The organism is Pedobacter sp. 05L430 (assembly GCF_056397585.1).
The window spans coordinates 1-14,002 of the sequence record NZ_JBFTNT010000022.1 but is presented as its reverse complement, the minus strand read 5'-3'; the positions used below and the strand labels follow the sequence as shown (position 1 = coordinate 14,002).

12 protein-coding genes are annotated in these 14,002 nt (G+C 38.7%); 5 read left to right on the top strand and 7 right to left on the bottom strand.

Annotated elements, in window-relative coordinates; all coding sequences use genetic code 11:
* Nucleotides 1-193 precede the first annotated feature (193 nt).
* The 5 genes from AC1DG9_RS06560 to surE form a co-directional block, all read right to left on the bottom strand.
* Complete coding sequence (locus AC1DG9_RS06560; protein WP_172659062.1) at nt 194-1,750, bottom strand: RagB/SusD family nutrient uptake outer membrane protein; 1,557 nt, start codon at nt 1,748-1,750, stop codon at nt 194-196.
* Nucleotides 1,751-1,804: 54 nt separating this feature from the next.
* Nucleotides 1,805-5,008 (bottom strand): SusC/RagA family TonB-linked outer membrane protein, encoded by a 3,204-nt coding sequence (locus tag AC1DG9_RS06555; protein WP_477634430.1) that lies wholly within the window; start codon nt 5,006-5,008, stop codon nt 1,805-1,807.
* Between the two features lie 381 nt (nt 5,009-5,389).
* The gene (gene lpxB / locus AC1DG9_RS06550) at nt 5,390-6,496 is read right to left on the bottom strand and encodes a lipid-A-disaccharide synthase (RefSeq protein ID WP_477634429.1); all 1,107 of its coding nucleotides are present in this window, start codon (nt 6,494-6,496) and stop codon (nt 5,390-5,392) included.
* Nucleotides 6,493-6,762, bottom strand: a complete 270-nt coding sequence (locus AC1DG9_RS06545; RefSeq protein WP_288883184.1) for a stationary phase survival protein SurE — start codon at nt 6,760-6,762, stop codon at nt 6,493-6,495. Before AC1DG9_RS06545 ends, lpxB begins: the two co-directional genes overlap by 4 nt.
* Complete coding sequence (gene surE, locus AC1DG9_RS06540; RefSeq protein WP_172659059.1) at nt 6,755-7,534, bottom strand: 5'/3'-nucleotidase SurE; 780 nt, start codon at nt 7,532-7,534, stop codon at nt 6,755-6,757. Before surE ends, AC1DG9_RS06545 begins: the two co-directional genes overlap by 8 nt.
* Nucleotides 7,535-7,784: 250 nt before the next feature.
* On the opposite strand from surE, the gene AC1DG9_RS06535 reads away from it, so the two are divergent.
* Nucleotides 7,785-10,718: a M16 family metallopeptidase gene (locus tag AC1DG9_RS06535; protein WP_477634428.1), complete on the top strand. Its 2,934-nt coding sequence runs from the start codon at nt 7,785-7,787 to the stop codon at nt 10,716-10,718.
* Between the two features lie 65 nt (nt 10,719-10,783).
* Here the strand turns inward: AC1DG9_RS06535 and AC1DG9_RS06530 are convergent, their stop codons facing one another.
* Both AC1DG9_RS06530 and acs read right to left on the bottom strand, forming a co-directional pair.
* The gene (locus AC1DG9_RS06530; protein WP_048903769.1) at nt 10,784-10,969 is read right to left on the bottom strand and encodes a CsbD family protein; all 186 of its coding nucleotides are present in this window, start codon (nt 10,967-10,969) and stop codon (nt 10,784-10,786) included.
* Nucleotides 10,970-11,036: 67 nt separating this feature from the next.
* Nucleotides 11,037-12,929 (bottom strand): acetate--CoA ligase, encoded by a 1,893-nt coding sequence (acs, locus tag AC1DG9_RS06525; RefSeq protein ID WP_337717477.1) that lies wholly within the window; start codon nt 12,927-12,929, stop codon nt 11,037-11,039.
* Nucleotides 12,930-13,023: 94 nt separating this feature from the next.
* Here acs and AC1DG9_RS06520 point away from each other — a divergent pair, with 94 nt between their 5' ends.
* The 4 genes from AC1DG9_RS06520 to AC1DG9_RS06505 all read left to right on the top strand — a co-directional run bounded on the left by AC1DG9_RS06520 (nt 13,024) and on the right by AC1DG9_RS06505 (nt 13,964).
* Nucleotides 13,024-13,182 carry a hypothetical protein gene (locus tag AC1DG9_RS06520; protein ID WP_337717476.1) on the top strand — a complete coding sequence of 53 codons (159 nt, stop codon included), beginning with the start codon at nt 13,024-13,026 and terminating at the stop codon, nt 13,180-13,182.
* A gap of 125 nt (nt 13,183-13,307) precedes the next feature.
* Nucleotides 13,308-13,541: a 50S ribosomal protein L28 gene (gene rpmB, locus AC1DG9_RS06515; RefSeq protein ID WP_039866682.1), complete on the top strand. Its 234-nt coding sequence runs from the start codon at nt 13,308-13,310 to the stop codon at nt 13,539-13,541.
* A 40-nt stretch (nt 13,542-13,581) separates the two neighbouring features.
* Nucleotides 13,582-13,764, top strand: coding sequence for a 50S ribosomal protein L33 (rpmG, locus tag AC1DG9_RS06510; RefSeq protein WP_048903767.1), 183 nt, complete (start codon nt 13,582-13,584; stop codon nt 13,762-13,764).
* Nucleotides 13,765-13,802: 38 nt separating this feature from the next.
* Nucleotides 13,803-13,964 carry a DUF4295 domain-containing protein gene (locus AC1DG9_RS06505; protein ID WP_069378912.1) on the top strand — a complete coding sequence of 54 codons (162 nt, stop codon included), beginning with the start codon at nt 13,803-13,805 and terminating at the stop codon, nt 13,962-13,964.
* The last annotated feature ends 38 nt before the right edge of the window (nt 13,965-14,002 follow it).

Below are 14,002 nucleotides of genomic sequence, written 5' to 3'. Positions count from 1 at the left end.
GTTACAATTTGAAATGATATGAAAGAAAAATAGAAGTTAAGTCCCCTTAAAATAAAGCAATTACTACTGGAATTTAAGGCAAAAAAAGAGGCTATATAATGGATAAAAATCTAGGCTTTGTAGCAAAAAAATCACAAAAAAGCCTGCAGTATAAAATATAACTGCAGGCTCTATCCTGATTAATTATTTGATATTATTGATATCCGGGATTTTGAGGGGCAAGGTTAGGATTGTTTTGCAACTCAGGTCTTGGAATAGGGAAAAGCAGATGTTTATTCTGTAAAGGTTGATTGGAACTCAGGTTCACATGTCCCACAAAATTATCAAATCCCTGTGTAGTTTCGTTATATACTTTTCTAAGCCTGACCATGTCAAACCAGGTGATCTGCTCATAACACAGTTCATGCCAGCGCTCTCTCCACACAGCTTCCCGGAATGTTGTTTGACTGTAAGTGCCAAATGCAGGAGTTACCAGTTTGGCGCGATCGCGAATGCGCTTAAAAGCATCATAAGCATCCTGCGTTGGAGCACCTAACTCGTTTTGAGCTTCGGCATAGACAAGCAGAATTTCCGCGTAGCGAATCACCGGTACATTCAAATTGTTATTGCGTGTACCCGCTACGCCCGAAGAACCATTGGCGATGGTATTAAAGTGTTTGAATATATAAGGTGCTCCCAGTTGAAATAAAGCTCCGTTACCATTAGTAAAGTAGCTGGTATAAAAATACCCCTCCCGGTCTTTGGCACGTTCATCTCCTGCTTCGTAGGAATTATAAAACTGACGGGTAGGAACGGTACTTCCTGTACCCGATGCACCATTAAATGTAACCGGTTTGAAGTTTGGATACATATTGTCCATTGGGTTACCTGCAACTACAGAATTGTATTGGATCATGAAAATGTGTTCTTTTTCATTTTTCAATGTTTCTCTGTGTACCTCTGCATAAGTTGCAAAAAGATCAATCGCTGCCGGATTCGCTTTTGCGTAAGTGATCACCTCATTGGCTTTATCCGCTGCCAGTTTGTAATGGGTTGCTCCTTTGCTCAATGGGAAGCCAGCCATTGTCAGGTAAACCAACGCCAGTTCCGACTTAACTGCTGCCAGCGAAACCCTGCCATTCTTATTCATCCAGGGTAATCCCGCCTCTTCAGCAGCAATCAAATCTTCTACAATTAAAGTATATACACTCTCAGCTGTAGCCCGCTTAGGGAAAAAATCCTCAGACTGTAGTGTTTGTGGTTTTGTAATTAATGGTACATCTCCCCACAACCTTACTGCATAGAAATATGCCCATGCACGGAGGAATTTTGCTTCGCCTAAAATACGTTTCTTTTGTGCATCATCCATAGGCGTAATACCTGGAACTTTTTCAAGAACCAGGTTTGCCTGAGCAATAACTCGATATATACCATTCCAATAATTGATTACATGTCCCGTATTCGGATCGTAAATCAGTCCGTATAAGTTATTTAGGTCGGAGTTTTGAGCTGTCTCTGTGGTAGAAGTTCCTGTCACTGCTTCCAGCAATTGCCAGTTTGAAGAGAAGATTCCGGCCCCATCGCCAATAAATCGTGTCCCTGCATATACTGAGGCTATCGCTGCTTCAGCATGTTCCGGTATGGTATAGAAATTATCAGGTGCCAGATTTGAAGGATCGCGCTCTTCAAGAAACTTTGAACAACCTGATCCAAGCAGTAATAGTCCAAAAAGGGCCGCACTGCTAATATGTTTTAATATGTTAATTTTCATCAGTATATCTTTTTTAAGTGTTAATCGCATCATTAAAATGATTTAATAAAAACATTACAAACCTATATTTAAACCCAACATGAAGATTGTTGGTCTTGGGTAGCTGTGCCAATTCATTCCCTGCGAGAATACGTTATTGCCATCATTTGCATACCCACCTGTTGGTGTTGTTTCAGGGTCTCCCTGAAGCTCTTTACTGGTAATCAAAAAGAGGTTTTGTGCAGATACATAGACCCTTAATCTGTTCAACCTCATTTTTTGTACAATTGAATTGGCGAAGTTATATCCAAGCAACACATTCCGGCCACGGATGAACGAACCGTCTTTGATCCAATGGGTATCCACATTGGTTACATAGCCGGCACGAGTATCACGGATTTCGGCAATCTGCGTATTCTGGTTTTGAGGAGTCCACGCGTTCAATACCGTAGCATAGCTGTTGGCCAGAGAAACCCTGTCTTCACTAGAGTGAGTAGTCATGTCCATCACGTCTGCCCCAACTGAATATTGAAGTTCAACAGTTAGGTCAACACTCTTATAGCGGAAAGTATTGGATAATGCACCCCAGGCGTCTGGACTACCATTACCAATAATTGATCTGTCGGCATCATTTATAGCATAATCTCCATTCACATCAAGATATTTAATATCACCTGGTAGAATTGTATTTCCATTTCGATAACTCACAAATTTAGCTGCTTCTGCACGCTCTGCTTCAGACCAAACACCCAAACGGGTAAGTCCCCAGAATGAACCAGCAGCCTCTCCAACACGGATAATATTAGTTGGATTGGTAAAGTTAGGACCACCTATACCAAAGATATCAGCAGGTGTTGCCAGAGAAAGTATTTTGTTTTTATTAAAGGATATATTAAAAGACGTTTTCCATGAAAAATCTTCTGAATCAAAGTTTGTGGTATTCAATTGAGCTTCCAACCCTTTATTCTCCATAGATCCGATATTTTTTCGGATATTTACAAAACCACTTGTACGTGGAACCGGCGCATCCAGCAACATGTCTGTGGTTTTCCTATAATAAAGATCCAACTCCAGTGATATTTTGCCGCCAAACATTCCCAGTTCAACACCAACATCGCTTTGTGTGGTCTTTTCCCAGCGAAGATCCGGATTAGCAAGTCTGTTTAGACCTGTTCCAACTACTCTTACATCATTAATAACTGCTGGATAATTGGTGCCCAGCAGGGGAAGTGATGAGTATGGTGGTATTTCCGAATTACCTGTAACTCCGATGCTACTGCGAAGCTTTAAATTAGAAATAACGCGGTTGTCTTTTAAGAAATTCTCTTCAGAAACTCTCCATGCAATTGCTGCAGAGGGAAAGAACGAATATTTGTTACTTTCGCCAAACTTCGAGGAGCCGTCCGCACGACCAGTAACAGTGAACAAATATCTATCCTTAAAACTATAATTTAGTCTACCAAAGTAAGAGTTAAGTTGTTGCAGCGATCTATTGGATCCGACCTGCKGATTCAGACTGCCTGCTCCTAAATTGTTAAATTCAAAATAATCAGTTGCAAAGCCCCTTACCTCAGAGCTGATGTTGTTGAAAGTGCTTTTCTGCCAGGATATCCCCAATAAACCAGTGATGGAGTGATTCTCGTTAAAGCGCTTGTTGTAGGTCAGGAAATTTTCTATAGACCAGAAGGCTTCCTTCCGGGTACGTCCGGCAGCATAGCCCTGATCAGAGATATTTAGCGTACGCCCGCTGTATTCATTATTTTCCTGTGAAATCACATTTGCACCTATTATGGTTTTCATTTCTAAACCTTCGGCAAACTTGATATTTGAATACAGACTGCCAAGGGTTGTTTGGGTTCCCAGTAAAAACTTGGTATCATACAACCTGTGCACTACATTGAAACGGCCCTCGGCATTTGGATAGTCTCTGTTATCAGCATAAAAACCGTTACTGTATTTTACAGGTAAAAACGGAAAATCTTCTACAATACTGCGCGCCACCTGATCACTTTGATCTACCAGATTTTCGTTTTGATTGGTGTAGCTTAGCGTACCCCCTACCTTTAACCATGGTTTTACCTGGTCATCAATACTGAACCTGCCAGAATATCGCTTGAGGAATGAGGTCTTGATGAGTCCCYGATCATTTCTGTGTCCGATTGAAAAGGCATAGGTAGTGCGCTCATTACCTCCACTAAAACCAAGCTCATGATTTTGAGATAGCTTGTTCTGAGTAGCCTCTTTAAGCCAGTCGGTATCAAAATAAGGGTTGCCGCTACTATCAAACAACCTTGGATCCTTTCTGGCCAGGGCTGGGTTTCTTGTAACATATTTACCTGCTGCCCATCCTGCCGGGTCATATTTTTCCATGTTTTTATATGCCAGATCTTCCACAGCCAGGAATTCTTTCGCATTTAATACTTTCGGAAAATTAGGACCAACTGACGGCACACTCACATCTACATTATAATCTATCCTGCTTTCACCGGTCTTTCCGCGCTTGGTTGTAACCAGAATAACACCATTGGCTCCCCTGGAACCATAAATAGCGGTAGAGGATGCGTCTTTCAACACCTCTACAGAAACGATGTCATTAGGATTGATGTAGTCAATAGCCTGGCTGGCCTGGGCTTGATTTCCCATTGGCAACTGAACCCCATCTACTACATATAAAGGATTATTAGATGAGTTGATGGAACTAAAACCACGAATCCTGACATTGGCTCTTCCGCCAGGCCGACCTGAGTTTGTATTGACCTGGACTCCGGATATCCTTCCTGTTAAGGCCTGATTTAGAGAAGATGCCGGACGTTCCTGCAATTGCTCTGCTTTTACCGTACCTACCGCACCGGTTAAATCAGATTTTTTAGAGGTACCATAACCAATCACCACTACATCTGCCAATTCAACTCCTTCGGCAGGAACCATTTTAATGGTAAGTGGTGAAGCACCAGACCCCGCGGCCCGGGTTTGAGTAGCATACCCGATATACGAGAACGAGAGTTGCTCACTTGCATTATCTACCTCAATGCTGAATTTACCACTGGCATTGGTAACGGTAGACTTGTTTGTTTTGAGAGATTTGATCCCTACACCAGGTATAGGTTGAGATTTTTCATCAACCACAGTGCCTGTAATCACAATTTTCTGTGCCTGAAAGAAGGCGACACTGCCCATACCGGAACTGATTTTGGTGTAATCAGCGGGATGCGCATAGGATTGTAACCCTGTTAAACAGAGCATTGGAATCCCTGCGAGGATAATTTGTTTGATTTTCATTAGCTTAATTTTAGTTTATATTTAGTTAGAGTAAGCGTACTAAAAACCCCCATTCCAATGTAAAATCACAAGCACGCAACAACGCACATGACCTTAAAAAGGAATGCTTAAGAAAAGTTTGAAAAGGGTATAATTAAGATGCTTTTAAAGCAACAGGATCATACAAGGTGGGGTGTAAAAAAAATCTAATTTCTCTTACAATCAAAAGGAGAAATTCCTGGTGTAGATGTACTACTGGTTGGTTGGTTCTGTTTCTCATAATATATGGGAGCTATATTTTATAAAAACGTTTTATCTATACCAATAATAAGGAAAATAATTCACAAAAGAATATTTTTTAAAAAATAAATCTAGCTTAAAAAACTGAAACAGAGGGACTTCCTARATCCCCTTTAGATACGAAATTATGAGTTTTGCAGTACGTTCTGATGCACCGGCAGTTCCCATTTTTGAAGATAATTCTTCGTAATCGCCCAGCATTTTTTGTCTACCTTCTCCACTTAAGATGAGGCCAAGCTCATCAGAAATATTTTGTGTATTACAATCTTCCTGAATTAATTCTGTAACCACCTTTCTATCCATAATCAAGTTCACCAAAGAAATGAACCTTATTTTAACAAGCATCCTGGCAATAGCAACAGAGATTGCCCCTCCGCGATAAACCACAACTTGCGGTATATGAAACAAAGCAGTTTCAAGCGTTGCCGTACCAGATGCTACAATTGCGGCCGCGGCAACATTCAATAGGTCATAAGTTCGTTCAAAAACCAGCGTTACATTTTCAGACGAGATGAATTGTTTGTAATAATTCTCATCAAAATCAGGAGCCGCTGCAACAACAAACTTGTAATCGGGAAAACGACCTGTTACACTTAGCATATCTGGCAGCAAGCGCTCAATTTCTTGTTTTCTGCTACCAGGAAGCAGTGCTATAATCTTATCATTCAACCCATAAGTTTTTTTGAAAGAAGGGTCAGGAGTAAATTGAGCAATTGCATCTAATAAAGGATTGCCAACATAATCGACCTCCATGCCCCATTCTTTATAAAAATCTACTTCGAAAKGCAAAATGCAAAACAGCTTATCAACTATCCTTTTGATTTTTAATACACGCTTTTGATTCCATGCCCAAACCTTTGGAGAAATATAATAGCAAACACGAATTCCATTCTCTTTAGCAAACTCTGCTATTTTTAAATTGAAGCCAGGAAAATCAATAAGAATCAGCGTATCAGGATGATATTCCAATACATCAGCCTTACATGCCTTCATATTTTTAAGGATGGTACGTAGATTTAACAAAACCTCGGTAAAGCCCATAAATGCCATTTCAGCATAGTGCTTTTTAAGAATACCCCCCTCAGCTTTCATTTTATCACCACCATAAAATCTGAATTCCGCATTTAGATCCTGAACTTTTAATGCCTYCATTAAGTTGGCTCCATGTAAATCTCCGGATGCTTCTCCGGCTACTAAATAGTATCTCATGATTGGGTAACTTTATAATAAAAGAAGGCAAATGCCCATAGAAATGTTGCACTGATAATACCCCTGCCCACATTATCCTTATTCTGTTTAAAAAAATAATGCATTAATAAGGCATTTACAGCAATACAGCCAATCAACAAAAGATCTGCTTTAGCTAAAAAAGCGAACCTATGCATCAGGTACCATACCCCGGCAACCAATACACCAGGCACCAAAGCACCGATACCCAAACCTATTAATACAGAATTCTTTACATTTCTAAACATCAAATGTCCAGGTATTTAAAACAGGAATTGCATGATGCGCTGTTAAATCAAACTGAACAGGAACTACTGAAACAAAACCATTCTCCAGCGCCCAAACATCAGTATCTTCACCTTTATCATTATTTTGAAAAACACCTGTTAACCAGTAATAAGGGCGTTCATATGGGTCTTTTCTTTCATCAAATTCTTCTGCCCATTTAGCATTCGCTTGTCGGCAAATCTTAATGCCTTTTAAACCGTCGCCTTTTGGAAAATTAACATTAAGCAATGTTGCAGGCGGTAAACCATGTTCAAGTACCTGTAAAGAAATGGCTTTAATAAACTTTTTACAATGACTAAAATCTGCCTCTTGCGAAAAATCATCAAGTGAGAAACCAATCGAAGGGATACCTTCTATTGCCCCTTCAACCGCGGCCGACATGGTTCCTGAATAGATCACATTGATGGAATTATTTAACCCATGATTTACACCAGAAACACACAGATCAGGCTTTTTACCTTTAAATATTTTATTTACAGCAAGCTTAACGCAATCAACAGGTGTACCGGAACATTTATACATTTCCACACCAGGATACAAATCTACCCGATCAAAACGCAATGGCTTACCAATAGTAATTGCGTGGCCCATCCCCGACTGAGGTCCATCTGGTGCTACTACAACTACATTTCCGATTTCCTCAACAACTTCAATCAAATTCTTAATTCCCGGAGCGGTTATACCGTCGTCGTTTACCACTAAAATATTAGGTCTGGATTGCTGCTTTTTCATTTAAGATATATCTGTTTTATTATAATCATAAAAGCCTGTTGATATGTCAGAATCACCTATTTAAGCAAAACTGGTATGCCTACAGCCCTTGTTGCCGTAAAAGTACAAGAATTCGATCTAAAGTTCAGGACTTAATACACAATCCACATATATTTGATGTATAACTTAAAAGCTGTGAGGCCATATGGGATTTAAATTTATTTTAATAAGGATCCAAGACAACCTTACTATACATAAAAAAATAAAATATATGAAGAACAAACTATTAGCGCTATCCTTTTTCCTTTTGATAGGGTCTGGGGTTATGGCTCAATCTGGCTATCAATGGAAAACAGCCACCACTGATGGATACACTTACAAATACGTAACAAACGACCCAACCAAGTCGCGGTTTTACACACTAAAAAATGGGCTAACGGTTATTTTATCACAAAACGTAAAAGAACCGACTATTGAGTTCAGAATGGCTGTTAGAGCGGGAAGTAATACAGATCCGCGTACAGCAACTGGCTTAGCACATTACCTGGAGCATTTGCTATTTAAAGGAACCGACAAATTCGGAACAATGGACTATACAAAAGAGAAACCTTTGTTAGATRAGATAGATGGATTATACGAGCAATACAACAAAACCACTGATCCTGCTAAACGGAAAGAGATTTACGCGCAGATAGATAAAACATCTGGTCTGGCATCTAATTATTCAATTGCCAATGAATACGATAAAATGATTAAAGCAATTGGCGGCCAGTCTAGCAATGCCCATACATGGTATGAAGAAACCGTATACAATGAAGATTTTCCGGCCAATGCCACTGATAAGTTTTTAGCTCTGCAGGCGGAAAGATTCCGCAATCCTGTTTTCCGCATCTTCCACACTGAACTGGAGGCTGTTTATGAAGAGAAAAACCGTGGACTTGATAATGATGCCTGGAAAATGGATGAGAAAATGTCGGCACTATTATTTCCTACTCATAATTATGGTCAGCAAACCACTATTGGTACAATAGAGCACCTTAAAAACCCATCTCTTGTCGAAATCAGAAAGTATTACAATAAATATTATGTACCTAATAATATGGCAGTAGTATTGGCTGGAGATTTTAACCCTGATGAAATGATTAAAAAAGTTGACAAGTCATTTGCCTTTATGCAATCAAAACCTGTTACACTTTACAATCCGGCTCCTGAAAAACCGTTAACTAAAATTCAAAAGGTCGATATATATGGCCCCAGTGCAGAGAGTGTAGAAATATCTTATAGAGGATATGCTGAGAACACCAAACAGAGCATGCTATTAGATTTAATATCAAGCATTTTAGCGAACGGAAAAGCAGGTTTGTTCGACATCAACTTAAACAAACAGCAAAAAGTTTTACGCTCAAGCGCTGGCTATCAGCAGATGAAGGATTATGGCGTTTTCAATATGTCGGCCCAACCTAAACAAGGCCAAACATTAGAAGAAGTTCAAAAGCTATTACTTGATCAAATTGAGATCTTAAAGAAAGGAGATTTTGATGAAAGCCTTATCAAAGCAACTGTAGCCAATAGTAAACTAGGATTACTGCAAGCCTTCGACAATAATGCATACCGTGTTGATGCCGCAACTAATGAATTTATTTTAAATCGTGGAACCAAATGGGACAAATCTTTAAGCAATCCTGATGAGATGGCTAAGATTACCAAGAGCCAGGTTACTGAATTTGCAAAACAGTTTTTCATCAACAACTATGTTATTGCATTTAAACACAAAGGTGAGGACAAAAACATTGCGAAGGTCGAAAAACCTGCCATCACTCCCGTAAACACAAATGCTGCAGAAACATCTGTTTTCACCAAAGATCTGCTTGCAGCTCCAACAAATCCTATAGCACCTAAGTTCCTCGATTATAAAAAAGACTTAAACTATGGCAAAGTGGGCATTGCCGATGTAATAACAGTTCAAAATAAAGAGAACAGCATTTTCCGCTTATCTTACCGTTTCGAAATGGGCGCATTAAACAACATGCTGCAACCATATGCTTCGCAATACTTAACTTTTTTAGCGACGGATAAATACTCTGCCGAACAAATAAGTAAAGAATTTTATAATATTGCCTGCACCTATAGCATCAATGTGGGTAACGAGGTTACTACTATAAATATTAGTGGCTTACAAGAAAACTTTGAGAAAGCTGTAATGCTGGTTGAGCATATTTTGGCCAACTGCAAACCGAATGAACAGGCATTGGTAGAACTTAAAAGCCGTATCCTTAAAGCAAGAGAGAACAACAAACTTAATAAGAGTGCAATACTAGGCGGTTTAATGAACTATGCTCAATATGGAGCTAGCAATCCATTTAATTCTACCTCAAGCAACGAAGAAATAAAAAATATTACTTCAGACCAGTTGATCAGCATCCTACATAATATCGACAACTTTAAACACACCATTACCTATTATGGACCACACACCCTGGAAGCTTTTACAGAAAGCATAGGTAAACTTCATAAATTACCTGCAGCGTTTAGCCCTGAACCACCGGCTAAAAAATTCACGTACACCAACAATGCGACCAATCAGGTCTATTTTGCAGATTACGACATGGTTCAGTCAGAAATTCGCTGGATAAGAAATGGAGGCGTTTTTAATCCAGACCTTACAGCCAAAGTAAACTTATTCAATAGCTATTTTGGTGGGGGTATGGGATCTATAGTTTTCCAAACTATACGTGAATCTAAAGCTTTGGCTTATTCAACATTTGCCGTTTATTCATCGCCCGACAGAAAAGACAAGAATTATGCTATGATAGCTTATGTAGGTAGTCAGGCTGATAAAATGAACGACGCCGTGGCAGGGATGAACGAATTGCTTAATGTTTTACCACAAGCAGATAAATCGTTCGAAGCCTCAAAATACAATGCATTAAATGCGTTGGAAACCAGCCGTGTTACTAAAGATGATATTATACAGAGTTACTTTGCAGATCAGAAACTTGGGATTGACCATGATTCGAGAATTGACGAGTACAATGGTTTAAAGCCTTTAACATTTGCTGACATCAAAGAATTTCACACCAACAATGTTGCTAACAAGCCTTACAATTATTGCATTGTTGCTTCAGAGAAAAAAGTGAGATTAGAAGACATGCAGAAGTTTGGAACCGTTACCAAGTTAACATTGGAACAAATATTTGGGTATTAAAATCCAAAATCCTCATAAATAAAAGGGCCTGACCATAATTGATCAGGCCCTTTTATTTATGTTTCTTATAATGATTTTATCCAGGTTACCAGTTCATCTCTGGTTTTACCTGTTTTTTGCTGCAATTTACCCAACAACTCATCATCTTTCCCCTCTTCATGCTTCAAATCATCCTCGGTTAAGTCAGCATACGCTTGTTTCACTTTACCCTTAATTTCATTCCATTTTCCTTTTAATTCTAACTTATCCATGATAGTTTCTTATTTTGTTTAACAATAAATAGACACTACATAAACAAGCTTAAGGAATAATTGTTTGTTACTTTTTTGCTTTTTCTATAATTTCATCAACAACCGCAGGATCCAGAAGCGTAGTAATGTCTCCTAAATTGGTAGTATCACCCTCTGCAATTTTTCTTAAAATACGGCGCATAATTTTACCGGATCTTGTTTTAGGCAATCCCGAAACGAAGAGTATTTTATCGGGCTTAGCAATAGCCCCGATAACACGGGTAACCGTTTGAAGAATATCCTTACGGGTAAGATCTTCATCACCATGTGCATTTGGGAAAATTACAAAAGCATAAATACCTTGCCCTTTTACCTCATGTGGAAAACCTACTACAGCGCTTTCTACCACACCTGCGTGCATATTAATTGCGTTTTCAACTTCGGCAGTACCAATTCTATGGCCAGATACATTAATTACATCATCTACCCTACCAGTAATTCTATAGTAACCATCTTCGTCTCTTAAACAACCATCCCCTGTAAAATACATGTTCTCGTAAGTAGAGAAATAAGTCAGTTTACAACGTTCATGATCTCCGTAAGTCGTACGCAACATACCAGGCCAAGGGAATTTAATACATAAATTACCGCTCACACCGTTACCTTCAATCTCGTTGCCCTGCTCATCAACCAACACCGGCTGTATACCAGGTAAGGGAAGTGTTGCAAAACTAGGTTTAGTTGGCGTTACAAAGGCGATTGGTGAAATCATGATACCACCAGTTTCAGTTTGCCACCAGGTGTCAACAATAGGGCAATTGCTCTTGCCTATATTTTCGTCAAACCAATGCCAGGCTTCCTCGTTTATAGGCTCTCCTACCGATCCTAAAACCCTTAAAGAGCTTAAGTCGACCCCTTCAATAGGCTGCAGACCAAAACTCATTAAAGATCTGATTGCTGTTGGGGCAGTATATAAAATATTTACTTTATGTTTTTCAACCACCTGCCACATTCTTGACGCATCTGGATAAGTTGGAATACCTTCAAATATTACCGTTGTTGCGCCTTGCGAAAGGGGTCCGTAAACAATATAAGAGTGTCCGGTTATCCAACCAATATCTGCCGTGCAGAAGAACACTTCATCAGGTTGATAGTTAAATACATTAGAAAATGTGTATCCGGCATAAACCATATATCCACCAACAGTATGTACCACACCTTTTGGTTTACCTGTAGAGCCGGATGTATATAATATAAACAGCAAATCCTCGGCATCCATTTCTTCGGCCGGACAATTGGTATCAACTAATTTTATCTCATCTTCCCACCAGATATCGCGTCCTTTTAACATAGAAACAGGAGTTCTGGTATGTGTTAAAACAATAACTTTTGCAACACTTGGGCAACCAATCAGTGCATCGTCAATTACTTCTTTTAATTGAATTTGCTTATTACCTCTAAATGCACCATCAGCGGTAATTACTACCCTGCACTGGGCGTCATTAATACGATCGGCTATAGATTTAGCAGAAAAACCACCAAATACAACAGAATGCACAGCGCCAATACGTGCACATGCAAGTACCGCCACGGCTAGCTCCGGAACCATTGGCATATAAATACAAACCCTATCGCCTTTTTGTACACCGTTCTTTTTCAGAACATTGGCAAAGCGGCAAACCTGTTCGTGTAATATTCTATAACTTAAAGTAATGCTGTCTTTTTGTGGATCATTTGGCTCCCAGATAATGGCAGGTTTATCGCCATTATCAGCCAGGTGGCGATCAAGACAGTTTTCGGTAATGTTCAGTTTGGCACCTTCGAACCATTTGATATTAGGCTCTGAAAAGTTCCAGGAAAGTACTTTATCCCACTTTTTTTTCCAAAGAAAATTATCGGCTATACCTGCCCAGAATTGCTCAGGTTGATCTACGCTTAACTGATAAGTTTTTTGATATTCTTCAAATGAATTAATTTGCATATTTGGTTTATTTCAACAACTAAAACCCAAACTTAGATAAAATTGTGCTTTATAAAAACAATTTTATTGATCAATATTATAGTGGCTAAAAAGCATGTTCGGAAAGGGATTTGGCGTTGAGCTTGTTCCACACTTGTTCGAGGTATCTTCGGAACAGATTCGTAAAAATGCACTTTTTGTGGAACATACTACGAAGGTGGTTGGCTCGATGTACGTTAGAGGCGTTGGCGATGTTATTACTTTATATATGTAGTTGTGATGAATAAATAATAATTGAAATTATTTTTGACTCTTACTTGATGATTACAAATATTTTACTGATATTTGCACACTCTTAAAAAAATTAAGCGAAGAACAATTAACAATATATTTAAAGGCATGTCTAGAGTTTGTGATTTAACCGGAAAAATGGCAATGACAGGTTTTAATGTTTCTCACTCAAACGTTAAAACCAAGCGTAAGTTTTATCCCAACTTACAACTTCAGAAATTTTATATTCCTGATGAGGATCGTTGGATAACACTGAAAGTATCTACTTCAGCTATCAAAACCATCAATAAAATTGGTATTACAGAAGCGATTAACCGCTTCATGAAAAAAGGATATTTGTAGAAACATTGGTTGATGTGAAATCAACCTTAATATTAATAAAATGGCAAAAAAAGGTAACAGAGTACAAGTTATTCTAGAGTGTACAGAACATAGAGCAAGCGGCATGCCTGGTGCTTCTAGATATATCACTACTAAAAACCGTAAAAACACTACTGAGAGATTAGAGTTGAAAAAATTCAATCCAGTGTTGAGAAAAGTAACTGTACACAAAGAAATTAAGTAATACATTTAGTATTTAACTAAATACAATCTATTTAGATCATGGCAAAAAAGGTAGTTGCAACCCTGAAAACGGGTAAAGGAAAGGAATATTCGAAAGTTATTACAATGACTAAGTCGCCAAAATCTGGTGCTTATTCTTTCAAAGAAGTTATTGTTCACAACGATCACGTTCAAGATGCTATTTCTGCATCTAAAAAATAATTTTAATATTTTATAATATTAAAGCCGTCCCTTTATTC

Excerpts from the sequence above, each read along its gene's own strand:
- acs (WP_337717477.1), bottom strand. The coding sequence starts at position 12,929 with ATGCAAATTAATTCATTTGAAGAATATCAAAAAACTTATCAGTTAAGC.
- AC1DG9_RS06545 (WP_288883184.1), bottom strand. The coding sequence starts at position 6,762 with ATGTTTAGAAATGTAAAGAATTCTGTATTAATAGGTTTGGGTATCGGT.
- surE (WP_172659059.1), bottom strand. The coding sequence starts at position 7,534 with ATGAAAAAGCAGCAATCCAGACCTAATATTTTAGTGGTAAACGACGAC.
- AC1DG9_RS06560 (WP_172659062.1), bottom strand. The coding sequence starts at position 1,750 with ATGAAAATTAACATATTAAAACATATTAGCAGTGCGGCCCTTTTTGGA.
- rpmB (WP_039866682.1), top strand. The coding sequence starts at position 13,308 with ATGTCTAGAGTTTGTGATTTAACCGGAAAAATGGCAATGACAGGTTTT.
- AC1DG9_RS06505 (WP_069378912.1), top strand. The coding sequence starts at position 13,803 with ATGGCAAAAAAGGTAGTTGCAACCCTGAAAACGGGTAAAGGAAAGGAA.
- AC1DG9_RS06520 (WP_337717476.1), top strand. The coding sequence starts at position 13,024 with ATGTTCGGAAAGGGATTTGGCGTTGAGCTTGTTCCACACTTGTTCGAG.
- rpmG (WP_048903767.1), top strand. The coding sequence starts at position 13,582 with ATGGCAAAAAAAGGTAACAGAGTACAAGTTATTCTAGAGTGTACAGAA.
- AC1DG9_RS06530 (WP_048903769.1), bottom strand. The coding sequence starts at position 10,969 with ATGGATAAGTTAGAATTAAAAGGAAAATGGAATGAAATTAAGGGTAAA.